27 protein-coding genes are annotated in these 26663 nt (G+C 42.2%); 9 read left to right on the forward strand and 18 right to left on the reverse strand.

Annotated features, from left to right (window positions below; all coding sequences use genetic code 11):
* Positions 1 to 21: 21 nt before the first annotated feature.
* The 6 genes from ureG to TY15_RS01980 all read left to right on the forward strand — a co-directional run bounded on the left by ureG (position 22) and on the right by TY15_RS01980 (position 3843).
* On the forward strand, positions 22 to 633 hold the full coding sequence (gene ureG / locus TY15_RS01955) for an urease accessory protein UreG (RefSeq protein WP_040206089.1): 612 nt from the start codon (positions 22 to 24) through the stop codon (positions 631 to 633).
* Positions 634 to 1452, forward strand: a complete 819-nt coding sequence (locus tag TY15_RS01960; protein WP_040206090.1) for an urease accessory protein UreD — start codon at positions 634 to 636, stop codon at positions 1450 to 1452.
* A gap of 120 nt (positions 1453 to 1572) precedes the next feature.
* On the forward strand, positions 1573 to 2034 hold the full coding sequence (locus tag TY15_RS01965; protein ID WP_040206091.1) for an SRPBCC domain-containing protein: 462 nt from the start codon (positions 1573 to 1575) through the stop codon (positions 2032 to 2034).
* 109 nt (positions 2035 to 2143) lie between these two features.
* A complete protein-coding gene (locus TY15_RS01970) occupies positions 2144 to 3079 on the forward strand; it encodes a dipeptidase (RefSeq protein ID WP_040206092.1) in 936 nt (311 codons plus the stop codon).
* A 65-nt stretch (positions 3080 to 3144) separates the two neighbouring features.
* A complete protein-coding gene (locus tag TY15_RS01975; RefSeq protein WP_040206093.1) occupies positions 3145 to 3375 on the forward strand; it encodes an excisionase family DNA-binding protein in 231 nt (76 codons plus the stop codon).
* A 99-nt stretch (positions 3376 to 3474) separates the two neighbouring features.
* Positions 3475 to 3843: a DUF488 domain-containing protein gene (locus tag TY15_RS01980; protein ID WP_040206094.1), complete on the forward strand. Its 369-nt coding sequence runs from the start codon at positions 3475 to 3477 to the stop codon at positions 3841 to 3843.
* Positions 3844 to 3952: 109 nt separating this feature from the next.
* Here the strand turns inward: TY15_RS01980 and TY15_RS01985 are convergent, their stop codons facing one another.
* Together TY15_RS01985 and TY15_RS01990 are read right to left on the reverse strand one after the other, a co-directional pair.
* Positions 3953 to 4753, reverse strand: a complete 801-nt coding sequence (locus TY15_RS01985; protein WP_074432763.1) for a YitT family protein — start codon at positions 4751 to 4753, stop codon at positions 3953 to 3955.
* A 358-nt stretch (positions 4754 to 5111) separates the two neighbouring features.
* Positions 5112 to 6653, reverse strand: a complete 1542-nt coding sequence (locus TY15_RS01990; protein ID WP_040206095.1) for a glycosyl hydrolase family 28-related protein — start codon at positions 6651 to 6653, stop codon at positions 5112 to 5114.
* Between the two features lie 189 nt (positions 6654 to 6842).
* Between TY15_RS01990 and TY15_RS01995 the strand changes: the two genes are divergently transcribed.
* The gene (locus TY15_RS01995) at positions 6843 to 7751 is read left to right on the forward strand and encodes a hypothetical protein (RefSeq protein ID WP_244440872.1); all 909 of its coding nucleotides are present in this window, start codon (positions 6843 to 6845) and stop codon (positions 7749 to 7751) included.
* 145 nt (positions 7752 to 7896) lie between these two features.
* On the opposite strand, the gene TY15_RS02000 is transcribed toward TY15_RS01995, so the two are convergent.
* Positions 7897 to 8646: an RDD family protein gene (locus TY15_RS02000; RefSeq protein ID WP_040206096.1), complete on the reverse strand. Its 750-nt coding sequence runs from the start codon at positions 8644 to 8646 to the stop codon at positions 7897 to 7899.
* 155 nt (positions 8647 to 8801) lie between these two features.
* On the opposite strand from TY15_RS02000, the gene TY15_RS02005 reads away from it, so the two are divergent.
* Positions 8802 to 9110 (forward strand): DUF3892 domain-containing protein, encoded by a 309-nt coding sequence (locus TY15_RS02005; RefSeq protein WP_040206097.1) that lies wholly within the window; start codon positions 8802 to 8804, stop codon positions 9108 to 9110.
* Positions 9111 to 9148: 38 nt separating this feature from the next.
* Here the strand turns inward: TY15_RS02005 and leuD are convergent, their stop codons facing one another.
* From leuD to TY15_RS02075, 15 genes are all read right to left on the reverse strand, one after another.
* A complete protein-coding gene (gene leuD / locus TY15_RS02010; RefSeq protein WP_040206098.1) occupies positions 9149 to 9733 on the reverse strand; it encodes a 3-isopropylmalate dehydratase small subunit in 585 nt (194 codons plus the stop codon).
* Between the two features lies 1 nt (position 9734).
* Positions 9735 to 11153, reverse strand: coding sequence for a 3-isopropylmalate dehydratase large subunit (gene leuC, locus TY15_RS02015; protein WP_040206099.1), 1419 nt, complete (start codon positions 11151 to 11153; stop codon positions 9735 to 9737).
* Between the two features lie 76 nt (positions 11154 to 11229).
* Positions 11230 to 12336, reverse strand: coding sequence for a 3-isopropylmalate dehydrogenase (gene leuB / locus TY15_RS02020; RefSeq protein ID WP_040206100.1), 1107 nt, complete (start codon positions 12334 to 12336; stop codon positions 11230 to 11232).
* A 34-nt stretch (positions 12337 to 12370) separates the two neighbouring features.
* A complete protein-coding gene (locus TY15_RS02025) occupies positions 12371 to 13912 on the reverse strand; it encodes a 2-isopropylmalate synthase (protein WP_040206101.1) in 1542 nt (513 codons plus the stop codon).
* The gene (gene ilvC / locus TY15_RS02030) at positions 13899 to 14930 is read right to left on the reverse strand and encodes a ketol-acid reductoisomerase (protein WP_040206102.1); all 1032 of its coding nucleotides are present in this window, start codon (positions 14928 to 14930) and stop codon (positions 13899 to 13901) included. The genes TY15_RS02025 and ilvC overlap by 14 nt, the downstream gene beginning before the upstream one ends.
* A 26-nt stretch (positions 14931 to 14956) precedes the next feature.
* Positions 14957 to 15478, reverse strand: coding sequence for an acetolactate synthase small subunit (gene ilvN, locus TY15_RS02035; protein ID WP_040206104.1), 522 nt, complete (start codon positions 15476 to 15478; stop codon positions 14957 to 14959).
* The gene (gene ilvB, locus TY15_RS02040) at positions 15475 to 17202 is read right to left on the reverse strand and encodes an acetolactate synthase large subunit (RefSeq protein WP_040206105.1); all 1728 of its coding nucleotides are present in this window, start codon (positions 17200 to 17202) and stop codon (positions 15475 to 15477) included. The genes ilvN and ilvB overlap by 4 nt, the downstream gene beginning before the upstream one ends.
* A gap of 749 nt (positions 17203 to 17951) precedes the next feature.
* Entirely contained in the window at positions 17952 to 19622 is a 1671-nt protein-coding gene (gene ilvD / locus TY15_RS02045; RefSeq protein ID WP_040206106.1) for a dihydroxy-acid dehydratase, read from the reverse strand.
* Between the two features lie 11 nt (positions 19623 to 19633).
* Complete coding sequence (gene ilvE, locus TY15_RS02050) at positions 19634 to 20542, reverse strand: branched-chain-amino-acid transaminase (protein ID WP_040206108.1); 909 nt, start codon at positions 20540 to 20542, stop codon at positions 19634 to 19636.
* A gap of 366 nt (positions 20543 to 20908) precedes the next feature.
* Positions 20909 to 21628: an exonuclease domain-containing protein gene (locus TY15_RS02055; RefSeq protein ID WP_244440873.1), complete on the reverse strand. Its 720-nt coding sequence runs from the start codon at positions 21626 to 21628 to the stop codon at positions 20909 to 20911.
* Between the two features lies 1 nt (position 21629).
* Positions 21630 to 22616: a DUF294 nucleotidyltransferase-like domain-containing protein gene (locus tag TY15_RS02060; RefSeq protein WP_040206112.1), complete on the reverse strand. Its 987-nt coding sequence runs from the start codon at positions 22614 to 22616 to the stop codon at positions 21630 to 21632.
* A gap of 90 nt (positions 22617 to 22706) precedes the next feature.
* Positions 22707 to 23966, reverse strand: coding sequence for an ammonium transporter (locus TY15_RS02065; RefSeq protein ID WP_040206113.1), 1260 nt, complete (start codon positions 23964 to 23966; stop codon positions 22707 to 22709).
* A 208-nt stretch (positions 23967 to 24174) separates the two neighbouring features.
* Complete coding sequence (locus tag TY15_RS02070; RefSeq protein ID WP_040206115.1) at positions 24175 to 24504, reverse strand: MerR family transcriptional regulator; 330 nt, start codon at positions 24502 to 24504, stop codon at positions 24175 to 24177.
* Between the two features lie 321 nt (positions 24505 to 24825).
* On the reverse strand, positions 24826 to 24963 hold the full coding sequence (locus TY15_RS24595; protein ID WP_179301768.1) for a hypothetical protein: 138 nt from the start codon (positions 24961 to 24963) through the stop codon (positions 24826 to 24828).
* Positions 24964 to 25151: 188 nt separating this feature from the next.
* On the reverse strand, positions 25152 to 25508 hold the full coding sequence (locus TY15_RS02075; protein ID WP_052353681.1) for a PspA/IM30 family protein: 357 nt from the start codon (positions 25506 to 25508) through the stop codon (positions 25152 to 25154).
* A 264-nt stretch (positions 25509 to 25772) separates the two neighbouring features.
* Between TY15_RS02075 and TY15_RS02080 the strand changes: the two genes are divergently transcribed.
* The gene (locus TY15_RS02080; RefSeq protein WP_040206116.1) at positions 25773 to 26573 is read left to right on the forward strand and encodes a basic amino acid ABC transporter substrate-binding protein; all 801 of its coding nucleotides are present in this window, start codon (positions 25773 to 25775) and stop codon (positions 26571 to 26573) included.
* The last annotated feature ends 90 nt before the right edge of the window (positions 26574 to 26663 follow it).

The following is a 26663-nucleotide window of genomic DNA, read 5'->3' on the forward strand; positions in this document are numbered from 1 at the left end:
ACCGAGAAAGAAGGGGAAAAGATGGAACCGATTCGGATTGGAATTGGCGGACCAGTAGGCGCTGGAAAGACGATGCTGGTCGAGCGCTTAACAAGACATTTACAGGATGAACTAAACATGGCGGTTGTCACGAATGATATCTATACGAAGGAGGATGCCCAATTTTTAATCAAAAATAGCGTCCTCCCAGCTGATCGGATTATCGGTGTGGAAACGGGCGGCTGTCCACATACCGCCATTCGTGAAGATGCATCGATGAATTTTGCCGCGATTGATGAACTAATAGCGAAGCATCCCGACTTAGAGCTTATTTTTGTCGAGAGTGGGGGCGATAATCTAGCTGCGACGTTTAGTCCCGAACTTGTCGACTTTTCTATTTATATTATCGATGTGGCCCAAGGGGAGAAAATTCCGCGCAAAGGCGGACAAGGCATGATTAAATCAGATTTGTTTATTATCAATAAGATCGATTTAGCCCCCTATGTAGGTGCTAGCTTAGCGGTAATGGAGGCAGATACGAAGGTGGCCAGGGGGAACAAGCCCTATGTGTTCACCAATTTAAAAACAGATACCGGTCTTGACGAAGTGATTGCATGGATTAAACGAAATGCGTTATTGATAGGGTTAAGCTAAGTGGGCGAACTGACCGGATTCTTGCAGCTAACAGGTGCGCGGAAAGGGAGGAAGACGATTTTAAAAGAATCCTATTCTGAAGGTGCCTTTAAACTAACACGACCGCTTTACTTAACGCAGACTGGCGAAGCCTACTTTTATATCATGAATCCTGGTGGCGGCTATGTGGACGGCGATTCTTATAGAATGAAGATTTTTCTAGAGGATGCAGCGGTGGCAGTGCTGACTACCCAATCATCGACCAAAATCTATAAGACGAAAAGCAAGCCCGCCTATCAGGAGATGGACATTTACTTAAAGAGTGGCAGTGTATTGGAATATTTGCCTGATCCGGTTATTGCCTATCAGGACGCGTGCTTCAAGCAAAATATGGTGGTACGAATGGAGCCGGACTCTTCTTTTCTGTGCTCGGATATTATTACCCCAGGCTGGGCACCTGATGGATCCTGGTTTCAGTATGATCTCGTGCAGTCGAAGGTGAAAATTTATATGGGCGAAAGGATAGTTTTATTTGATCATGTTAAATTAGAGCCTGATGTGGATACGACTGGGATTGGCATAATGGAGGGCTTTACTCATTTTGGAACGATACTTGTCATTGATTCGCGGATCGATTCCGCCTTTGTAGAGGGATTACAGGAGCGCTTGGAGCTTATGTCAGCCGTCAGAATCGGCTTATCAATTTTAGCAGTGCCGGGATTTGCTTTAAGGGTATTGGCAAATTCGACGCAGGCAATCGAAGCGATTCTATCACTTTGTCATGAAATAGTCCGAACGAATCTATTTAAAATCGAACCTGTTTTTCTAAGAAAATATTAAGCAACCATCGGCAGTTTTCGTGAGTGCCGATTTTTTTGTGTCTTTTAACTGGAAATTGTGAGGCGGGTCTTTGTTAACGTATAATGGAAGTAACTATTATACATTTCATGGGAGGTCCAGATGACAAAACTATTTGTGGATAAAAAAATTGATATTGCTGCACCTGCAGCACTTGTGTGGGACGTTCTAACGATCAGTGAATTAAATCGACAGTGGGCCGTGGAATTTTCAAGTGGTGGACCACAATTTCATCTTGAATCGACGTGGGAAATGGAAAGTCCTGTTCTTTGGAAGGGTGAGGACGGAACAGTCGTTGTCGAGGGCAATATTACAGCGCTCGAGCAGGACAAACTTCTTCGCTTTACCGTATTTGATGTGCGCAGTCCAGAGCGTCCCCATGTGACAGATGAAGATGGTATTACCTTTAAGCTGTCTGAAAATCAGGGGCTGACGACACTCCATGTGTTACAAGGAGATTTTGGCGTAATGACCGATGGACAGATCTACAGGGATGCAAGTGCGGATATCTGGGATAAAGTGTTGCCAAAGGTAAAAGAAATGGCGGAACAACGTATAAAATAGATCGTTTAACTGGCTGGGAACTTTAAACCTAGCCGTTTTTCTTGACCGCTAGGAAAGCATAACTTTCCCATTAGGCATAAGTGCAACTTTTTTAAAGGAGGAATGTGCCATGAATATCATTGACCTGCATTGTGACGCCTTACTTAAACTCCAGGAGGCAAAAGGGACGATTCGGTTTGCCGATGGAGCAGAACTGGAGACCAATAAATCTCGTTTACTACAAGGGCAAGTGAAGGTTCAGTGCTTTGCGATTTTCATTGAACCAGACATAAAAGGGGATCAGAAATTTCAAGTAGTCCTCGAACAAATCGATTATTTTTATAAGGAAGTGCTTGGAAAGAATCCTGATATGGTCCACATCAAAGACTGGGCTGATTTTGATCGTCTAAAAATAGGTCAAATCGGAGCGATGCTCACACTGGAAGGCGTGGATGCAATTGGCAATGATTTGTCGAAGCTCCATATCCTCTATCAGTTAGGCGTCCGGTCTGTGGGTCTGACGTGGAATCAAGCGAACCTTGCAGCTGATGGCGCTGGCGAACCACGCGGAGCTGGGCTGACACTATTAGGGAAAGAGATTGTCGCGTTTAATAACGAGCATCAAATCTTAACGGATGTGTCGCATTTAAGTGATAAGGGAACGTGGGAGGTACTGGAACTGGCCAAGTATCCAATCGCCAGTCACTCTAATGCAAGGGCACTCTGCCATCATCCCCGAAATCTGACGGATGAGCAGGCAAAGGCGATGTTTTCTAAAGGCGGATTGATCCATGTGGTTTATAATCCCCCTTTTATTAAAGAATCTGGCGAGGTGACGATTGCTGATCTAGTCCACCATATTGACCATTTTTGTTCGTTAGGGGGAGTAAAGCAAATTGGGTTGGGCTCCGATTTTGACGGGATTTCCACCTTCATTACCAATTTAGAGGATGCTTCAAAAAGCCAAAACCTCATTAATGAATTGCTGAAGTATTATAAAGAGGAAGAGGTTAAAGGCTTTGCTTATGAAAATTTCCTCAATCTCCGGCCAGGGATTGGGAGATAGGCTAGGGAATTGGCTCGAACTTTAGACGGATTCCTACTAGAAAACAAGTAAAAAAGGAGACAACCATGTACCTTACTATAAAAGAAACTGCAGAATATTTATCAGTCCCAGAAGCAACCGTTAAGAATTTGATTCAGCAAAAGAAAATTCGCGCCCTATTTGATGGAGAAGAATACCTCATCTACAAAGAACAATTCAACACCCACCTCAAACAACTAGAAAAATACAAACAACTCGTTGAGGACATTTTAAGCGAACCCATTCCGGAAAGTATAGACGTCAAAGACGAAGATTAGGTGCTTCTTTTGATGCTTCCTTTGGTGCTTCTTTTGGTGCCTGACACCATTCGTGGACACTGTCCTCTCGAGGTGGACACTTGATTAGAGGTGATTTTGATGGCGAGGATTATTCTTAAGCGGATTTATGAGCCAGTTGATGAATTGGATGGTTGTCGGATTTTGATTGATCGGTTGTGGCCGCGCGGGATATCGAAGGATGAGGCCAGATTGTCGTATTGGTTTAAAGAGGTTGCACCTAGCAATGAGCTGCGAAAATCGTTTTGTCATGTGCCAGAGCTTTTCGAAGAATTTCGCACTCGGTACCTTGAAGAGCTTCGTACCAACGAAGAGAAGCAGGACTTAATCAGGCAAATTGTCGACTTGGCGGAAAAAGATGCGGTTACCCTTCTATATGGTGCTAAGGACCTTGTCCATAATCACGCCCAAGTTTTGCTAGAGGAACTGAACCGATTAAAAGAGCAATAAGAAAAGCTCCAGGAATCTGTCTATTGGCTCCTGGAGCTGGACAATTTTTGAAGTCAAATTTCCTATCTTTTAAAGAAAAGGCAGATGGCCCCAAATGGTCATCTGCCTTTTAATCTTTGCGGAAACGTCCCATGACTTCTAATGTTTGCGTGATATTGACAAACGCCTTCGGATCGATTTTTCTTATCGTATGTTTCGTTTCGTTGAGTTCGAATTTCGTAATCACTGTCGTTAACACCTTTTTAGGCCTATGGGTGTAGGCGCCTTCAGCATCTGTCACCGTAACCCCCCTAAGATGTAAGTGAATCAATGCCTCAGTAAGTTCTTCATATTGATCGGTGACAATCGTTAGGGTTAATTTATGATGAGTGGTGTACACCATATCCACCGCACGACCCGCAACATAAATGGCAATGATCGTATACAGGGTAATATTCCAGCCAAAGATGAGTCCCGATCCGGCCACGACCAAAAGATTTAGACATGTGTTTAAAAAACCAACCTGTACATTCTTCTTTTTCGCAAGGGTAAGACTGATAATATCCGTTCCGCCCGTTGACCCGCCAATACGAATAATCAACCCTACGGCAATGCCATAGAGTGCTCCGCCAATAATGGAGGAGAGGAGAATATCAGGGCTAATCGCATGAACGGGAATAAATTTCATGCTAAAGGATAAAACAAAAACAGAATAACCTGTTAGCAAAATGAATTTTTTTCCTAAATATTTTAGTCCTAATAAAAATAAAGGAATATTAATCAGTAAGATAACGGTCCCCGTATTCATATTCGTAAAATGATGAATAAAAAAAGCGATGCCTGTTACACCACCGGATGTTAGCTTATGGGGAATTAGAAAAGTATTAAAGGCAAATCCGAAAAGCATCGAGCATAATCCTATGACAACCATTTGAAATATTAGTCGGAACAAACGAAACACCTCTATCAATTTTGTGCTTTTTTATTAAACACCTCTTTTTATTGTGAGTCAATTAATTTTATTTAATGTCATCAAATGTTAAAAAACAATCTGACGTTTTTTTAACATTCTAATGAAGGCTATGTCATGATTATGCTTACTAGGTTGATTTGAACAGAAGCCAACAAATGTAGAAAACAAAAAACGCCTGACAATCGTAATGAGCGGGGTTTTTAATGTGGAAAATATCAAACAGATAATCGATTTGCTTGGCTTAGAAACAGAGGATATTCCAAAGATTGATTTAAATATGGACCAAGTCATCCAATTATTGTTTGGCTATTGTTCCCTAAAAAGGGACCTGCACTTTATTTATGGAAACGTCGTTAACATCGGAGCCAACTGTAATTTTTTCTGATGAACAGTCGTGTATTTTTACGCTGTCTGCTTTATTTTCTCCACCGAAAACTTTAATGGCTGCACCAAAAGTGTTAAAATTTTCGAAAGTGATCTGATTTAACACGATATTTCTGGCCCGATATTGAATAGCAATAAGTGGATTCCCTTGGTAATCATAGTCTGGATCACCCAATAATAAGAAATGGCTAATCACGACATTTTTATAGGCGGACACGACCAAACCACGAGGTGTGGAATCTTGATAGAGGTCTGTGAAAATGGGTGCGATTCCCACTAGGTTAACTCCCACAATATTGTAGGCTGTGAGTGATTCGGTATCTGTGCCTTGATGGTGGCCGATATGGCGGAAATTGAAAGACCGGTTATCGTTCACCGAAATATGCCCGATGATCTGGACATTGGCAGCCGCTGAGGAATTTTCGTGTGCCTTGATTTCGATTCCTCCAAAGCAACGGGCACTAGAATTATTGACGAGAAGAACATTTCGTGAGCCATCGTCAATTTCAAATCCATTCGAATTGGAATAACCTTTTCGATGGGCCCGTCCGCTTGGATCACACATATGGCATTCAGAAATATAAATATAGTCACTATGATGGGTAGTAATCCCGTCATCGCCGAAACCGTAACCGGTAAGAAGGTCAAGCCAGATATATTGGCTGCCACCACGGGCACGATAGCCGTCCCCACCATAATTGTATAGTGTCGATGACACGTCGAAGCAGTGCAAGCCTGGATTAATTCCTTCTACGTTTTTTACCCAGCCGTAGGTTACATTTGCATACGTGAGGCAGCTTGAATGATTTCCCCATGTACTGGTTTTTGTTGCGTCCCCAAGTCGCTCGACATTCCAATCCAAACTCATTCCCTCTATAAGAATATGATGATTACCGCGCCAATGGTTTGCATTTGTGATGAGCCGCGTTCCTTTCGGAGTCTGATCATGAAGCTTAATGGTCGTGTTTCCGGGATCTGAGCCAATCAGGTATGTCCACGATGGCAGTCGAAGTCCCTTGGTCACATACGTGCCAGGTGGGATGATCACCTTGACTCGACCGCGGCCAAGTGCCCGTTTAAATGCAGTGGTGCAATCGGTTATCCCATCCCCAACAGCCCCACAATCGACCACATTGATTTCCGTTGTAATGGTGGTTTGGAGCTTAACGTACTCCACGTCGAGCTTGTCCTTCCAATCTGGGACTACCTTTCCATCCGGATCGATCACCAATCTTGTTGGCTGAGGCAGTGGGGTCTGTTTTGCTATAAGGCGGAACAGCTTTTCTTTGATTTTTTCCGAAAAAGAACGAGGTCTATTCTGAATAGAAAGAGGGAGAACTGAAGTGTTGTGGCATTGCTCCAAATACTGTTCTGCTTCTTGGATTACAATTTTTAAATCTAGTGCTTTATCAGTCATTTCATCAAGCAGTTGTTTATTTATAGACGGGTCATGAGTTTTATCGAAAGTAGTCATTTTGTTTCACCCCAATAATCTTCTTACGGTTATTATAGACTGTTCGAGAATGAAAGGGAAAATGAGTGACAATCTCCACAGAAAGTAACAAATATCTGAATTTTTTTTGAACGATTATAATGGTAGAACAGAATTGCCAGTATTTCGTTTACGATAGGAGGAGGACGATCGAATAGGAGGGTGTTGGTGATGATGAAGTACAAAAAATCAATTGGGATACTGGTTTTCATTATTGCTGTATTATCACTAGTTGTTACCTTGTACGCAATCTTTTCTAATCAAGGAGCAGGGGAATACAAATACAAGTCGATCTTCGGTGAAACCGTATCGATTTATGGGAAGGGACTTTATCAGCACGATTCCGTAACGATGGCCACACAAGCACTAGCACAGGATTATGTCACGTTAGTTTTAGGCATTCCTTTGCTGCTGGTTTCGCTTAATATTGCTAGAAAAGGTCTGCTAAAGGGAAAATTGCTATTAACAGGGACGCTCGGATATTTTTTGTATACTTATACTTCCTATTCGTTCCTAGCCATGTACAATTCGATGTTTCTCATTTATATTTTACTCATGTCCGCTAGTTTCTTTGCTTTTACACTCATGATGATTTCGTTCGACATTCCCAGTTTACCGCAGTATTTTAAGAAAAGATTTCCTGCAAAATTTATCGGCGTTTTTTTATTAACCGTTTCATGCTTATTTACGTTGATGTGGTTAGGAAAAATTATAGTGCCATTGCTTCACCATTCACAGCCAGATGGGTTAGAACATTATACGACCCTCACGATTCAGGCGCTTGATCTTGGCATTGTGGTACCAGTCAGCTTTTTGTCGGGTTTCTTGCTCATCAAACGGAAGCCATTTGGCTACTTACTTGCAACTGTCATCACCATGAAGGAAGTAACCCTATTAACGGCCCTAACCGCCATGATTTTCCTACAAATCAAAGCGGGCATCCACATAAGCCCAGCCGTGATCACACTCGTTCTATTACTAAACATTATCATCCTCTATATCATGTTTATCATTATGAAAAACGTAAACGAGGTGACAGACACCATTCATGGAAAGGTGTACACTGCAGGTGGACATTGAGTTTTTGTTGTAAGAGAGGGTGGTCTGTTGGTGAATGACGGAGTAATAGTGCTAAAAAAATGAAAGCCCTTCCGTTTTTGGGGATGGAGGGCTTTTGAATGGGTAGCAATGTTCATTTCTTCACAAAGGAATGAATCATAATTTATTAAATGACGAATCCGGCGATCAGGAGGGCGATTGGAAACAGGCTGCAGAAAACAATTCTTGCTGGACTGACTTTTCCATATAAAACAACCGTACCGATTTGTTGATCCCAAGTGGACTTCCCATTCTTTTTTAGGTCGAAAAATGAAAAATAAAAGCAGACAAAATTGATGAGTGGTACGCCAAAACCCATGCCAGCAGCGGTTACAAATATTGAACGCTGTAGTGCAGTAAGGAAATCAATCCGATCGCCATTTAGCTTACAGAGACGAACGTTTAGAATGAACTTACCTAAGGTGTTTCCAAAGATAGAAAGGATGATGGCTTCTACCGAAATGTAGAAAATGAGACTGAGCATAAAAATAAAGATTTTTGAAGAATCCACAATAAATTTTGGCGAGAAGATGGATACAAAGGTGATGAGGAAAAGGGAAAATAACGATAGATCAAACAGTCTAGCTAAGTAACGAACAACGGGTCTTCCGCTTGGATAAGTGTCCTTTGCTAATTCCTTCCATTCGCTAGCTACATTCATTGAAGTCTGTATTTCCTGTTTTGATGTAAGGCTGGTTCCTGGAAATAAATCAAGACTATTTGCCAGTTGCCAGTTGTTCATATCCTTTGACCAAACAAAAGTTTCAGTAGATAAAATTCCTTGTTCAAACAATTTTTTCAGTTCAAATAATCCAACAGGACCCTGCTGCTGATGATCCCGTATATAAAACCAAGTATTTCCTTCCGATGGCTCCATTTTTATTCCCCCAATCAAGCTAAATTATACCATGGAGAGACAGGAGCAAATTTTATTGGTAAGGGGTAATTTTGAACAGTTTCTGACATTTTTAATCCAAAGGATAAAAGAAATAAGGATGAAAAATACTAACGGATGTTCGGAGGTGAAATCAAATGGAGCAAAAGAATTTTGAACAAATTTATCAAGAATATAAAGAGCAAAGTGAACAGCGGGCTGAAACTGATCAAGGATTTAGTGCTGGAAAAGAAGGCATCGTGGCAGTGAGGAAGAACGAGGAAGGGGATATTATTGCATTTAAGACAAGTGCTGGCCGAGAGTTGGATTATGTAACCGCGTTAGAAGAAGCAAAGTCCGGTAATCTTAGCCATGTTGATGTTTTTCACAAATATGGCAGAGATATCATTCGGAGTGAGCCGGATGGAATAAAAGAAAATAATCTTGATCAATTACCTGAATTTTAATTTAAACAAAAATGCGCTGGGCCGGGCCCAAGCGCATTTTACTTATATAACAGCTCATATTGCTCAATTTTATCCTCATAGGTTAGCGTAACACCAATTTCATCCCAGCCGTTCAATAACATTTCTTTCGGGTATGGCGCAATATCGAAGGAAAGTGAAAATCCTTCGTTGTCCGATACGACTTGATCTTCAAGGTTAACTGTTAAGCAATATTCACGAGCTTCGGCGTTTTTCATAATGGTTTGCACCTGATCTTCACTTGCTTGAATGGCAAGGATGCCGTTCTTGACACAGTTGTTTTTAAAAATATCAGCAAAGCTCGGTGCAATCACAATTTTAAAGCCAAAGTCCTGAACAGCCCACGGGGCATGCTCGCGTGAAGAGCCGCAGCCAAAGTTTTCACCGGCTACCAAAATCGAAGCCCCTTTATATTTCGGATCATTTAATGAAAAATCAGGGCGAGGGTTACCAGCGTCATCAAAACGCCAATGGTAAAACAGGAATTGACCAAAGCCACTGCGTTCAATCCGTTTTAAAAACTGTTTCGGAATAATTTGGTCTGTATCAATATTGGACCGATTCAAGGGATATACAAGCCCTTGATGCGTACGTAATGGTTCCATATTAGCTTACCTCCTGGGCCGTAAACTGGCGAACATCGACAAAATGCCCCATAACTGCGGCAGCTGCTGCCATTTCAGGACTAACTAGATGGGTGCGAGCTCCGTTACCTTGACGGCCTTCGAAATTTCGATTAGATGTGGAAGCACAGCGTCCACCTGGTGGAACGATGTCATCATTCATAGCAAGGCACATACTGCAGCCAGCCTCACGCCATTCAAATCCTGCTTCTTTAAAGATCTGATCAATGCCTTCTTTTTCAGCAGCCAGCTTGATGCTAAAGGAACCTGGTACGACAATGGCGGTAACCGCTGGATTAACCTTCCGGCCACGGACCACTTCTGCCGCTTTTTGTAAATCGCTTAACCGAGAATTCGTACAAGAACCGATAAAGACATGGTCTATTTTTACACTGGAAATGGGCTGACCTGCCTCTAGCCCCATATAATCAAGGGCACGGACAATTTCATCCTTCTCACTTGGCTTATCGCTTGCATCTGGAGTTGGGACGCTAGCAGTAACAGGAATACACATACCAGGGTTTGTTCCCCACGTAACCTGTGGTTCGACGTCGGCGGCTTCAATCTCAACAACCGTATCATAGACTGCACCTTCATCGGTGGCGAGGGAGCGCCAGTAGGTAACAGCTTCTTCAAATGCCTCACCTTGAGGGACATGTCTCCGACCGCGTAAGTAGTCAAAGGTTGTTTCATCTGGGGTAATTAAACCTGCCCGAGCGCCGGCCTCAATCGACATGTTACAGACGGTCATCCGCTCATCCATGGAGAGGGAGCGAATAGCTTCGCCTGTGTACTCAATTACATAGCCAGTTCCAAATTGGACGCCAAATTTCCCGATAATCGCTAAAATTAAATCCTTTGCCGTAACGCCAGTCCCAAGCTTGCCATTTACTTTTACATTTAGTGTTTTCGGAGGGGCTTGCCACAGTGTCTGCGTGGCTAGAACATGCTCAACTTCACTCGTACCGATTCCAAAAGCAAGTGCACCAAATGCACCGTGTGTGGATGTATGACTGTCACCACAGACGATCGTTTTTCCTGGTTGGGTCAAACCAAGTTCAGGGCCAATGACATGGACAATCCCGTTATCGGGGTGATGAATGTCGGCAAGCGTTACACCAAATTCCTGACAGTTTTCTTGTAAAGTATCAACTTGTTTTTTCGATATCGGGTCATTAATGGTAAGACGTTGGCGTGTTGGGATATTATGATCCATTGTGGCAAAGGTAAGATCAGGGCGGCGGACCTTGCGTCCGTTCATCCGTAATCCCTCAAATGCTTGGGGTGAGGTTACTTCATGAACGAGATGCAAGTCAATATACAATAAATCAGGCTTTCCTGCCTCCCGATGGACAACATGCTGTTCCCAAATTTTTTGAATAATGGTTTTTGGTGTTTGCATAGCTTCCTTCCTCACGTAAATAGATTTATAGGTTGGTAAAAAAGGAGGGTGAGGTGTGGGCCCACCCAATCTATTTCTAAAAATAACAGCTGGCGATACATTTCGATGCATTTTGTGATTTGATATAATCGACAATCAGTTTCGTCATTTCTACTGTCCCGACAATACGTCCATCCTGCACTTGAAGATCACCCGTGTGGAAGCCAGCATCGAGAATGGATTGAACGGCATCCTCAATCACTTTCGCTTCGTCATCTAAGTTAAAGGAGTACCTAAGCATGAGAGCGGTGGACAGGATCATTGCCACAGGGTTAGCAATTCCTTTCCCGGCAATATCCGGTGCTGATCCATGAACGGGCTCATACAGACCAAGACCATCTTCACGTAAGCTTGCCGAAGGGAGCATTCCAAGTGAACCGGTTAATACTGAAGCCTCATCACTTAAAATATCGCCGAAGAGATTTTCCGTCACTATGACATCGAATTGGGTTGGACTGGTAATTAATTTCATGGCGGCAGCATCCACTAAGAGATGGTCGACCTTCACATCTGGATATTGAGCTTTTTTCTCTTCGACCACTTCTCGCCAAAGCTTGCTGGATTCTAGAACATTTGCTTTATCGACTGAGGTTAACTGACCACGTCGCTGCTGGGCTGCCTGAAATCCTTTATCTACAATTCTTTCAATCTCTTTCCGTGTATAGGCAAGCGTATCGACGACAGCATTTCCGTTATCGCGCCGCTCACTAGGTGTACCAAAATAGAGGCCGCCCGTTAACTCACGTACAATAAGGAGGTCGCTTCCGGCAACTACTTCTTCCTTGAGTGGCGAAGCATGGAGCAAATTCTTAAACCCTTTGATTGGCCTTAAGTTTGCAAATAAGTCGAGTGCTTTACGGATTCCAAGTAAGCCCCGTTCCGGACGAAGGTGGGAAGGATTACGATCCCATTTTGGTCCACCTACAGCACCTAGCAAAACAGCATCTGCTTGTTTGCAGGCACCAACGGTTGCTTCTGGAAGGGGAGTGCCATAAAGGTCGATGGCTGCTCCTCCGATTTCATGGGTTTCAAAGCTAAAACTATGATTATATTCTTCAGCTATCGCATGTAACACGTCTTTTGCAGAGTTAATAACTTCCTTGCCAATCCCATCACCGGGAAGTAAGACAATATGTTTTTTCATTAGAAGCAACCTCCTCATTTTTTTGTGAAATTTATTATAGAGCCGGCTCTTTGACAGCAGCTTTTTGATTGAAAAATACACGATTGACGGCGTTCAAGAAGGATTTTGCCGATGCTTCAAGGACATCCTGGGCAGAGCCGCGCCCGCTGACTGGAGTTCCATTGACGGTCATTTTTACATGAACCTCTGCAAGGGCATCACGTCCTTGGCCAACAGAGCTCAACCTAAAATCAGTGAGATGAATTTCCTCTTTAATCAAGGACTCAAGGGTGTTCATTAGTGCTTCGACACTACCTGAACCAGTGCAGGCCGTTTCCACTCGATCTCCATCCGGCGTGGTTAGGGCAACCGTTGCTGTAGGGAGGTTGGCTGAACCGTACTGAACCTGGAAGGCGACCAATTCATATTTTTTCACATCAATCGTGGTCGTTTGAATATCGGTTAAAATGGTAAATAAATCTTCGTCGGTTACTTCCTTTTTTCGATCGGTTAACTGTTTAAAGGCGGTAAACGCTTCACCAAGTTTTTCAGGCGATAAGGTAAACCCCATTTGTTCAATTTTATCCTTAAACGCATGGCGTCCCGAATGTTTCCCAAGCACTAAATCATTGGACTTAACTCCCACTAATTCTGGGGTAATAATCTCGTAGGTTAACGTATTTTTTAAGACGCCATCCTGATGGATCCCGGATTCATGGGCAAAGGCATTCTTCCCAACTACGGCTTTATTAGGAGGAACAATCATGCCAGTAAAGCGGCTGACAAGGTCACTTGTGCGTTTAATTTCTTTTAAAACTAGATTCGTTGTAAACGGATATTTATCTTTGCGAATATTTAAGGCAACGGCTATTTCTTCTAACGAAGCATTGCCTGCCCGTTCGCCAATTCCATTTATTGTCCCTTCCACCTGGGTCACACCGTTTTCGATCGCTGCGAGCGAATTGGCAACAGCCATCCCTAGGTCATCATGACAATGGCAGGACAGGGCGGCTTTATGAATATTAGGGACGTTTTCTCTGATATAGCGGAACATCCTTCCGTATTCTTCAGGCGTTGTATAGCCGACAGTATCAGGAAGATTGATTACGGTGGCCCCAGCATCAATTACTTTTGTAATGATTTGAACAAGAAAATCCAAGTCCGAGCGGGAGGCATCCTCAGCAGACCATTCGATATGCGGAAACCGCTGCTTTGCATAGGCAACCATATCTACTGCTGTCTGAACAACCTGCTCTGGAGTTTTCATCAGTTTATATTTCATATGGATAGGGGAGGTAGCAAGAAATATGTGCAACCTTGGTTCCGCCGCATCCTTTAATGCATCCCACGCAATGTCAATGTCCGATTTTGTTGCGCGTGCCAAGCCTGTGATTGATGAGTTTTTAATCGTCTGTGCAATGGCTTTTACTGCTTCGAAATCGCCTTGTGAGGAAGCCGGGAAGCCGGCCTCCATAATATCAACCCCAAACCGCTCTAGCTGTCGTGCGATTTCTAATTTTTCTAGCTGGTTTAAATTCACCCCAGGGGACTGTTCTCCATCACGTAAGGTTGTATCAAAGATGTTAACGTGAACCATTTACCACCACTTCCTTCTTTGCAGTTACTGGTTTTTTAATAAACGGCATTAACGCACGAAGCTCGCGGCCGACCTGTTCAATTTGATGATTGTTTTCACTGCGGTTGATCGCGTTAAATTGTGGGCGGTTCGCTTGGTTTTCAAGGATCCAGCCTTTCGCAAACGCACCAGTTTGAATATCAGTTAAGACCTCTTTCATCCGCGCTTTTGTATCCGCATTTACTACACGTGGCCCGGAAACGAAATCGCCCCACTGTGCTGTATCAGAGATAGAATAACGCATGTTTTCAAAGCCACCTTCATATAAAAGGTCAACGATTAGTTTCAATTCATGTAAACACTCGAAATAAGCAACTTCAGGCTGATAACCTGCTTCAACAAGAGTTTCGAAACCTGCTTTAATAAGGGCTGTAGTACCACCGCAAAGAACGGCTTGTTCTCCGAATAAATCGGTTTCTGTTTCTTCCTGGAATGTCGTTTCCAATACTCCAGCACGAGCGGCGCCAATTCCTTTTGCATAGGCAAGAGCAACATCACGAGCTTGGCCAGTGTAGTCTTGATAAACCGCATATAGGGCAGGAACTCCGGCACCTTCTGTATATGTCCGGCGAACTAAATGTCCTGGACCTTTTGGTGCAACTAAGAAGACATCGACATCGGCAGGAGGGACGATTTGGCTAAAGTGAATATTGAATCCGTGAGCAAAAACAAGAGAGTTACCAGCTTCGAGATTAGGCTTAATGCTTTCTTCATAAACCTTTGGCTGCATTTCATCAGGGAGGAGTACCATCACTACATCGGCTGCAGCGGTTGCCTCCGCAACGGAACGAACGTCAACCCCATCTTCGACTGCCTTATCCCATGATTTTCCGCCGCGTAAACCAACGACAACATCAAAACCGCTTTCTTTTAAGTTCAATGCGTGTGCATGACCTTGTGAACCATAACCGATTACAGCAATTTTCTTTCCTTGTAAAACTTCCTCTTGAATATCTCCGTTATAAAGTACCTTTACCATGTTTCATCATCCTTCCAGGAATATTATTATTTTAATAGTGCATGTGCTGCTAGTTCGTTAACTTGTGGCTGATGCCCACGTTGTAAGGCTGTCAATCCAGTTCGGGCAATTTCTTTAATGCCATATGGGCGAAGTAGTTCGATCAAGGCGTCAATTTTATCAGGACGTCCTGTGATTTGAATGGCTAAACTATCTTTACTCACGTCAATGATCAGGGCACGGAAGGGGTCAATGATCCCATTAATTTCGCTCCGCAATTGACTGCTGCTAGCGACTTTTATTAAAGCAAGCTCCCGTGCGACAATCGCTTTATCGGTAATATCGGAGACTTTTAATACATCGATTTGCTTGTTTAATTGTTTGGTGACTTGTTCAAGTCGTTGTTCATCTTCCACTTCTACGACCAGAGTCATTTTTGAAATGCCTTCTGTTTCGGTAGGACCGACAGAAATGCTTTCAATATTGAACTGACGCCTTTGCAAAAGACCTGTCACGCGATAGAGGACCCCGCTTCGATCTTGAACCGTCGCTGTTATGATCCGTTTCATGGTTTCACCCCAATCATTTCGTGGATTCCTTTACCAGGTGCGATCATTGGAAAGACCTTCTCTTGCTGAAGCACCCGACAATCGACTAAAACTGGCCCATTATAGGCAAAGACTTCTGGTAAAACCGTGATGAGTTCTTCTTGGGTGTCAACTCTATATCCTCGAATCGAATAACTTTCTGCCAGCTTGACAAAGTCTGGCTGTGTATGAAGAATCGATTCGGAAATGCGATTCCCGTGCAATAACTCTTGCCATTGGCGAACCATTCCAAGGGCACCATTATTGACGATGATGATTTTAACGGGAAGGTTTCTCTCATAAATAATCGATAGTTCTTGAAGCGTCATTTGAAAGCCGCCGTCCCCAACAATCGCGACAACTGTACTATCTGGTGCAGCAATTTGCGCGCCAATCGCAGCGGGGAAGCCAAAGCCCATTGTGCCCAGGCCACCGGAGGTAATCCAGCGGTGCGGCTGCTTAAAGGTGTAATATTGCGCTGCCCACATTTGGTGCTGTCCTACATCCGTTGCGACGATGGCGTCTCCATTGGTCACTTTATGAACGGCTTCGATCACCCACTGAGGACACATACCGTTTGAATCATGCTTAAACCAAAGCGGATAATCTTGCTTGTATTGTTTCAATGTTTCCAGCCATTCCTCATGGTTAGGAGATTCCTTCGTTTCAGTCCTCAGTTCCGTTAATGCTTCCTTCGAATCGGAAACAATCGGAATTTGGGTTGGTACATTTTTTCCGATTTCTGCTGGATCGATGTCGATATGTGCCACCTTTGCATTGGGGGCAAAATGTTTGAGATTGCCTGTTAAGCGATCATCGAACCGAGCTCCGAAATTAATTAATAAATCACATTCGTATAAGGCCATATTTGCTGCATAGGTGCCGTGCATTCCTCCCATTCCTAACGAGAGAGGACTATCTGCTGGGAAGGTCCCAAGCCCGAGTAAGGTGGTCACCACTGGTAGTTGATGCTGTTCAGCAAAGGCCGTTAATTCAGCAGATGCTTTTCCATGAAGCACGCCAGCACCAGAAAGGATGACTGGCTTTTTCGCTTTCGTGATCGAATCAGCCAATTTTTTAATTTGCAGTGGATTTGGCTTGGTTGTTGGCTGGTAGCCTGGCAAATTAATGGTTGCTTCTTTGGGTTCTTCGGAAAGTAATCCAGCTGAAATATCTTTTGGAATATCGACTAAGACGGGACCTGGACGGCCTGTAGAAGCAATATGAAAAGCTTCCTTCACGATTCTTGGTAAATCGGCTATCGATCGCACCTGATAGTTATGCTTTGTAATCGGCGTTGTGATCGCCATCACATCAGCTTCCTGGAAAGCGTCTGTTCCGATGACATTACGTGCAACCTGCCCAGTAAATACCACTAGTGGTAGAGAGTCCATCATTGCATCTGTAATTCCCGTAACCAAGTTGGTGGCGCCAGGCCCTGATGTAGCAATGACGACCCCTGGTTTACCTGTGATTCGTGCATATCCCTCAGCTGCATGAATCATTCCTTGTTCGTGACGGAAGAGGATGTGCTGAATAGTACCCTGAGCTCGATAAATGGCATCATAAATGGGTAGGACTGCTCCACCTGGATATCCAAATAACGTCTCAACCCCTTCTTTTTTTAATAAGTCAATAAGAAGGTCGGCACCAGTCTGTGGAGCCGTACTGGTTTGGAATTCCAGCTCTTTTGCTTCTACTTTCACGTCGAAAACCCTCCTTGTGGATAGTTAAATATTTCAATAATACATCTTAATGCTGTGGCTTTTAAAAATGGATGAAGCTGTTTGGTTTGATTTCCAAATCATTCCAAGTTTTGTAGAATAATTGCGTAATTTTGTAGAATTCTTTGTTAGTTTTGTAGAATTCCTACGAGATTTTGTAGAATAACCAATTAGATTTGTAGAAAACCCTCCCGTTTTTGTAAAATCCCCACAAACATATAGGCGATTTTGCTACTAACACAGTAAAAAAGACCTGTTTCTCCACGAATAAACTGCAGTCAAGACATCAAAAGCAGAATAATCGGGGAGAAAAGGCCTCTTTTTCTCGGTACCACCCGGTTTTTACAGTATCCTTACGAATACTGCCTTATGAAGCGACAATAAAATGGACTTACGCTTCTTTTTGTAACAGGTGCACAAGTTTGGACACCCGATTGAGCCTACTTCAAACAACTGTTCAGCTCAACACTCAGGGATGATGTCGGAATAAGTTGTATTACTGGGCTCACAGCAACCCCAGCTCTCTGAAAATACCATTTCTTATTCCTTTATTCCCGTCATCGATTTCATACTATTTTTTTGTCAAATGAAGATCACTTAACACTTTAGCACCTTAACTTCTTTAAGAAGGGGAGGGGCACTAATGGGTTCCCTATGGTCTTGATCTTTTGCATACTATCTAGCTCCAGCGACCAGCGACTAGTGTACTTCACTAACCGGGTGCTTCCGCTTTAAATCTTCATAATCCCGCCAGTATTGGCAGAGGTAACGAGCTTTGCGTATCTTGCAAGATACCCGGTTTTAATTTTTGGCTCTGGTTTCACCCAGGCATTGCGTCTTTCAGTCAAAACCTCATCATCGACTAGAAGTTCAATGGAACGGGCTTCCAGGTCGATTAAGATTTTGTCGCCATTTTCAACGAGTGCGATTGGACCACCTTCAGCTGCTTCTGGAGAAATATGACCGATGGAGATTCCACGGCTAGCCCCAGAAAAACGCCCGTCAGTGATAAGGGCAACTTCTTTGCCCAAGCCACGACCCATAATAGCGGAAGTAGGAGCGAGCATCTCCGGCATTCCTGGGCCGCCTTTTGGGCCTTCATAGCGGATAACCACAACATGGCCTGCTTGAACAGTCCCATTATTAATATTTTCTTGTGCTTCATCCTGTGATTCAAACACAATCGCTTCACCCAGGAAGGTTTTAATGGAAGGATCAACAGCTCCAACCTTGATCACACTGCCATCAGGAGCAATGTTTCCATATAGGATGGATAGTCCACCAACAGGGCTATATGGATTATCTTTTGTCCGGATGACCGTTTCGTTTGTGATTGTTGCCTCATTCACATTTTCATAAAGAGTTTTACCTGTAATGGTTAAGCGGTCCTTATGCAATGCGCCGTCTACCTTATAGAGTTCATTAATAATGGCACTAACTCCGCCAGCTCGATGGATATCTTCCATTGAATAATCGGATGCTGGCATAATCTTTGCTAAATAAGGGACCCGCTCAGCAATTTTATTAATCTCACTTAAGTCATAGTCAATACCAGCTTCGTGGGCAATTGCCAATGTATGAAGGACAGTATTGGTTGAGCCACCCATCGCCATATCGAGTGCAAAGGCATCATCAATGGCATCACGAGTAATAATGTCACGAGGACGAATATCTTGTTTTACGAGTTCAATTAAATGTTTAGCTGCCTGACGAATTAGTTCATGTCGTTCTTCAGATGTAGCAATGATGGTGCCGTTACCGGGAACCGTCATCCCTAAAACTTCCATTAAACAGTTCATGGAATTAGCTGTAAACATCCCGGAACAAGATCCGCAAGTAGGACAGGCATTCGTTTCAATGTCTAACAGCTGCTGCTGACTGATTGTTCCATTATGATAAGCACCAACACCTTCAAAAACAGAGGTGAGGGAAAGATTTTTTCCAGTCGAAGGTGACACGCCTGCTTCCATCGGACCACCGGACACAAAAACAGATGGGACGTTCGTTCTGGCTGCTGCCATTAACATTCCAGGAGTTATTTTGTCACAGTTGGGAATGTAAAAGACGCCATCAAACCAATGGGCATTGATCACTGTTTCGGCACTGTCGGCGATAAGCTCGCGGCTCGGCAGGGAATAGCGCATCCCAATATGTCCCATCGCGATTCCATCATCTACCCCGATTGTATTAAATTCGAAAGGAATGCCGCCGGCCTCACGAATCGCTTCTTTCACAATCTCACCGAAATGATTAAGGTGCTTATGTCCTGGAATAATTTCAATAAACGAGTTACAAACGCCAATAAATGGCTTCTCAAGATCACTCGTTTTAACCCCTGTTGCATATAAAAGACTACGGTGGGGTGCTCGATCAATTCCCTTTTTAATCATGTCGCTACGCATTTTCTTTGCTCCTAACTAACGTTTGCGTGGGATGCTCCTGCTGGGTAACAAGCCACACCGTCTGTTGTTACAATTTTCCTATATTCCTCTAAGAGAACCTTTGTTACTTCCCCTGGTTTTCCCTCTTTAATTTGACGGCCATCGACATCGATAACAGCGATGACTTCAACGGCTGTTCCAGTTAGGAACACTTCGTCTGCTACATAGACATCGTGGCGAGTGAAGGGTGATTCTCTAACGTCAAAGCCCTTGGCTCTTGCCACATCCAGGATGGCGTTACGCGTAATTCCTTCTAATGCCCCTAAATAAACGGGTGGAGTATAGATGACCCCATTTTTTACGATAAAGATATTGTCTGCTGAGCCTTCAGTAACATACCCTTGATCGTTAAGCATTAATGCTTCCTCAACGCCAGCTTGATTCGCTTCTAATTTAACGAGGATATTATTTAAGTAATTTAGTGATTTCACTTGTGGACTGAGGACATCTGGACGATTCCTTCGACTTGCAACAGAAGCAATCTTGATTCCACGTTCGTAATACTCTTTAGGATACATACTCAATTCTTCAGCAATAATAATTACATTTGGTTTCGAGCAGGAAGATGGGTCAAGGCCGAGATTACCTTTACCTCGGGAAACAACGACACGAATATACGCACTTTCCAGCTGATTTTTTCTAATGGTTTCAACGATTAACTGCGTCATTTCCTCCTGTGTGAATGGAATCTGCAGCATAATGGATTGAGCTGATTCGAATAGTCTTTTTAGGTGGGCATCAAGTCTGAAGACATTTCCGCTGTAAACACGAATACCTTCAAAAACACCATCACCATATAAAAAACCATGATCAAATACTGATATAACAGCATCTTCTTTCTTGACGAATTCTCCGCCAAGGAAAATCCATTGACTTCCCAACTTAACCACTCCTTTTAATGATAGACCGCCACACATAATAAAAATATAATTGAAAAAGTTTGCCTTCCTCAGCATCATTGGATGTTGAATACTGGCAGTGTCAGATATGAATGATTATTTTCGATAATCATACAACCAATCGATAACATGGTCAATATAGAAATCTGACAATTCAAAACAATCAAAATATGTGATAGCGTTTTCATTCTTATTCTAATAAGGAAAAGCACGAAGAAAATTTTTTGAAAATTTTTTCTTTTAGATGTGTAAAGAGGAGGAAAATGGAGGGAATTTAAAGGAGAGTGTAGGAAAATCGATGTGTTTTCAGCCATAAAGGAATCGAATTTATTCTAGTGGAAATAGGGTCTATCCTATTTTGGCAAGATATTCGTACACTTCCCGTAAATCACGAAGACCTTTGTTTTCGGCAAGCTGTAAATAATGTCCCCAGATTTGAGCAGTCATGATTGCATCGCCAAGGGCATGATGCCGATTCTGTATATCAACATTACATTCATTGCATACAACTTCAAGCGGTGCTGACTTGAGGGCCGGGGAAGATAAGCGGATCAGGAAGGAAGTATCAATGATACGGTGGCTAAATTTCGTTCGTAATATGTCCCAAGTCATTTTCTGCATAAAGGATTGTTCATGCTTGGAGTGGTGAGCCACGAGCACATCACTTTTAACATACTGAAAAAATTGCATTAATACCTCAGTGGCAGGTGGCGCTGTACGTAATTCGGTTACTTGAATATTCGTTAATGACGAAATTTCTTCTGAAAGTGGTCCGTCTGATTTCACTAGCGAATAAAAGGTTTCCTGCTCTTTGATGTGAGGTCCCTGCATTTTGATTGCGCCAATTGAGAGGATTTGATCGCCCTTATCGGGAAAAAAGCCTGTTGTTTCTAAATCAAAAACGACTACATTTAATTCGTTAAGTGGTGTATCTAAGTAATTACTTTGTTTCATTTCGCGTTGTAGTTCTCTAAGAAAAGCCATTTGTTGTGGAGTTGATGCTCCTAGCACACTTGCATAAACGTTTGAACTTAGTTTCCCTGATATTTGCCTGAAAAATTGGATCATCTCATTCATCTCCATCGGTATCGTCCTTTTCTAGCAGCCTTCTAACATGATGAAAAAGGGCGGCACCATTTTTGATTATCTCTTTTATTTCCTTCGTTTGTTCTTTTGTAAGCATATGAATGGCCAAATAATGACCGGAATCATAATTTGTGTGATCTCCAAATAACAGTCGGTATTGAAGGAGCTTTAAAAACTGCTGCTGGTAAAATTGTTTGCCAGCAAACGGAAAGCAACTATCTGGTATCTTTTCGAGACGTAAAAGGGTTGAGGTTTCCAATCGTTTTTCTTTAATAGATAAAAGACGTACGGCATTTACATAGGGGTATAACCCAATTTCTTTTATATTAAGAGCCCCAGCATGCGGACCGTGTGTTTCTACTAAAAGCTTGCCTAACACGTTGATTCCTTTTTTGAGATGCAAGGTATTACGTAGAGATTTTGTGAGTAATTGTTCTTTATTGGTTGTTTGATAGAGATGCTTTTTTAACTGGTCAACATAGGTACTTTCGCCATAGAAAGATCTTCCGTCCAGAAAAATTAACAAATAGCGAATCGATTCCCAAGAGGACTCAAGGACCCACTTTGTTAGCTGCTGCTGCCATTCGGCTATTGATTTACACCAGAAGGGATTGCTGGCCATGACGCCACCATCACAATAGGGGTAGCCCGCTTGAAATAATCCTTTAGAAATCTCTCTTCCTAACGTTAAAAAGTAGGATTTAACCTCATCATTTTGATCGTGATAGATAATCCCATGGTCTTGATCACTCCAAACGGATTGTTCAAGCCTTCCAGCACTACCCATTACAAAGAAGGAGAAGGGAGAGGGTGGGGGGCCATGTTGATCGATTACTTGATTAATAGCTACTTCTACCACTTGTTTGATGATTTCATCATGCAAGTGGTTTAGCTTAAAGTGTTCATGAACAGCTTCGTTTATGTGTTCCTGTTTGAATTCTACGATCTTGGAGTAAATGTTATCTTCCATGGTTTCCACCTCCCATCTCAACAAAACAATAAGGTAGTCAATCCCTTGTTTTAAAAAAAGGATTGACTACCAAACTATATCTTAGTTAGTTTAAGCATTGATCTTTTGTTCGGCCTTCAGTAATTCAGGGTAACCGTAGCTACCATGCTCACTCATATCAAGACCAATGATTTCTTCCTCTTCCGTCACACGCAAGCCATTCATAGCTTTTTTCATAATCGCTAAAAGGATGAAGGAAACAATAAAGGCGAAAGCTGCACAAGTAACGACACCCAATGCTTGAACGCCTAATTGGTGGAGGCCGCCTCCATAAAATAAACCTGGTTTACCGACTGTTGCTAATTCCTTTGTGGCAAAGAATCCAGTTGATAGTGTACCCCATACCCCGGCTGTACCATGGACGGAAAGGGCTGCAATTGGATCATCAATCTTCACTTTTTCAAAGAAACGAATGCTATAGAATACGAGAATACCAGCGATAAAACCAATCAGAACAGCTGCCCATGTTTCAACGAAGGCACAGGATGCGGTGATGGCAACCAATCCAGCTAATGCTCCATTAAGCATCATTGGCACATCGGCCTTACCTAATACGATCCAAGAAATGATCATGGCAGCGATCGTTCCAGCAGCAGCAGCAAGATTTGTATTCATGGCAACAAATCCAAAGAAGGCACTGTCAACAGATAAAGTACTGCCAGCATTAAATCCAAACCAACCTACCCATAGAATAAGCACACTCAAGGCGGTAAATACTTGGTTATGCCCGGCAATATTATTTGCGGAACCATCTTTATTGAATTTACCAATCCGAGGTTTTAAGAGAATCGTAGCAGCAAGTGCTGCCATGGCACCAGTTAAATGAACAACAGTTGATCCGGCAAAATCTTGTTTGCCATGCTCTGCTAACCAGCCGCCGCCCCAAATCCAATGTGCGATAGGTGGATAAACAATGACTGAGAATAATAAGGCAAATACGAGATAGGCCCCAAGCTTAGCTCGTTCGGCGAAGCCGCCAAAGGCAATTGTTAACGAAATACCCGCAAAAGCTAATTGGAATAAAAAGAAAACGGAACCTGATAATGGTAAGCCATCGATGTCATAGCCGGAATAGAGGAAATCGGAGAATCCAATCAAAGGATTTCCTTTGCCAAAAATTAACCCGTAGCCAACTGCCCAAAATACGATCGAGCTAATACCAAAGGTAAGTATCGTTTTCCCCGCAATATGTCCTGCGTTTTTCATTCTGGTTGAACCTGTTTCGAGAAGGATAAAGCCGCCGATCATTAAGATGACAAGTACAGCTCCTACCATAACCCAAAGACTGTTCATTAAAAAAATTGTATCCATCTTTTTTCCCCCTTTATGATAATGTTAATTTTTATAACATTCAGTGTAGTTGTATTTTCACATGAATGTCATGTTTGTTTCTATAACTTTGGGAGGAAATCTGACATAGTTTTTGAAAGTAGGCTTATTTTCTGACTTTGCGGAGGACGACTAACAAAGAAAAAACCTCACTCTAATGTAAGAGACGAGGTTTTTATGGGGAAATCTATTACTGGTTCTTTCGCATTCCAAACTGTGCATTAAGCTGTCCTTGAATCATTTTCCGACGAATATCTTCTTGATTTTGTTTCTTTTGTTCGCGCAGCATTTCCTTCCTGATTTCATGTGTCTGGACGCCATCCTCAATTTTGTTGGCGATGTCCATTAGTAATTCCACATCAGAAAAAGAAAATTTACGACTTCCCCCGGCCGATCTTTCAGGGAAAATTAGTTTCCGTTCTTCATAATAACGGATTTGTCTTTCGGATAGACCGGTAAGATCCCTGACAATGCCAATTGTTATGACCTTCTTATCCTTATAAGATAAATCTTTTCCCATGTTAGTCGCTCACCACACCCTATTATCTGCCATATTTAGAATATTGTAAAATATTATACGTTAGATTTTCTCACATGAATCAAGATTTTTCTACTATAAAACTATTTTTAAGAGAGGGACTCATACGGAGTTGAAAAAGACATTATTTTTTGGGGGGAATAGACCTTTTATAGAGACTCTCCAGTTCTCGGATGGTGAGGGATTGCAGTTCAGCCGATGAATCCATTCGTTCTGATTCAATTATTTTTTTTATATAAAATTGCCTTAGACGTTCGAGTCCTCTTCGTAAGTGAGTAGTCAAAGTCCTTCCTCCTTTAAGAGTTAAGCATTTTGGAGTCTTCTTAACAGCTCATTTCCTTTCGAACCCATCGTTTTCATTAGCTCTTCATACAATTCATCTCTTAATTTATCTAATTGCAGAATTCTTTCCGCTAATTTAATTTCATGTCTTTGAACCATTCCTTTTTCTTCCCTTCTATATTTCAGTTTATAATGAAAAGTTAACTGAATTTTTAGCTCTTGTCAGTGAAGATGTTAGAAAAATTCACAAGCTATTTACATTTTTTAATGTCATGTGACAGAAACCCTAACTATGTATATCTAAACAGACAAAAAACCGGACTTTTGAATGTCCGGTTTTGTAGTTTCTAATATTCTCCGTCAAACGGGGTAAAGGGAACATTAAATCTTCTTTCTAAGGCTCGAACGCGTTGATTGACCCGCTGCAGGCGGCGTTGTAATTGGGTTACGTCCTTTTGCAGTTGATCGATCTCTCTTGTTTGACGCTCATTTTGCCTTTCGAGCTGGTTCACTCGACGTTCAAGCTGTTGTGGTTGTCGATTAGGGTCATATGTGTCTAGCTGTACATAGGGATTAAAAGTCTCATTTGGAACGTAAGAATGAAACTGTTCAGTTGGAACAAAGGAATTCATGTGCTCGACAGGAACATACGAATGGTGTTCAATCGGCATTTGCGGTTGTTGATAATAGCCATATGGGTACATGTGGGCATCTCTCCTTATGTGATAATACCCTATAGATTATGTAGCTGTTATGGGTGGGAAACGGCGAATGCCTATTTTACACTACGGATATACAGGTAAATAGGGAGAAAAAACTATTCATGCATTGTTCTATTACCGTATTAATATAGTAAAAAAATATATGATTGAATAAAAAAACAAAAGTTGTTATAATCATTTATATTCAAAATATTATCAATCTTTTAATAAATCACTTTTATAAAAAAATAATTAGGGGGACTAAAAATGAAAAAATTTACATTCGTTTCAACCATTATGATGATAGGGTTGCTCTTAATTCTGTCAGCTTGTGGGACAAGTAAAACGGGGGGAAGCGAGAAAAAATCGTTAAAAGTAGTGACCGATGCCGCTTATGCACCATTTGAGTACCAAGATAAGGGGAAAATTGTTGGCTTTGATGTAGATTTCGTTAATGCCGTTGCAAAAGAAGCTGGTTATGATGTGAAGATTGAGCACGTCGGCTGGGATCCAATCTTTGTTGAGATTGAAAAAAAGACAGCTGATTTCGCCGTTTCTGCGATCACGATTACACCGGACCGCGAAGATTCGTATGATTTCTCTGTTCCTTACTTCTTATCAAAAAATGAAATCCTTGTTCCAAAAGGAAGCACCATTAAGAGTGCCAAGGATTTAGAAGGTAAAAAGATTGCTGTGCAGAATGGTACGACTGGAATGGAAGTTGTTGAAAAACTTTTCGGTAAAAATAATGAAAATATTAAAAAATTCGAAAATAACAATTTGGCAATCCTTGAGTTGAAAAATGGCGGGGTTGATGCAGTAGTTGCTGATAACTCGGTTGTAGAAACGTATGTAAAAAATAATCCAAAAGACAATTTTGAATTCATTGAAGATGACGGTACGTTTGATAATGAATTCTACGGTCTCTTGTTACCAACAGGAAGTAAGCTAAAAGGTGACCTAGACAAGGCAGTGAAAGAAGTCATTGATAATGGTACCTATGCGAAAATTTACAAAAAATGGTTTGATGTTGAACCAGACACTGACATCCTAAAAGATCAACAATAGTAAACTACTAACCAAAATTAAAATTGCGTAACTTCTAAATCAAAGGCGGTTACGCAATTTTTGGTTAAATGCCTAAACTTCACTTACATA

The organism is Neobacillus jeddahensis (assembly GCF_000612625.1).
Lineage (GTDB): Bacteria > Bacillota > Bacilli > Bacillales > Cytobacillaceae > Neobacillus > Neobacillus jeddahensis.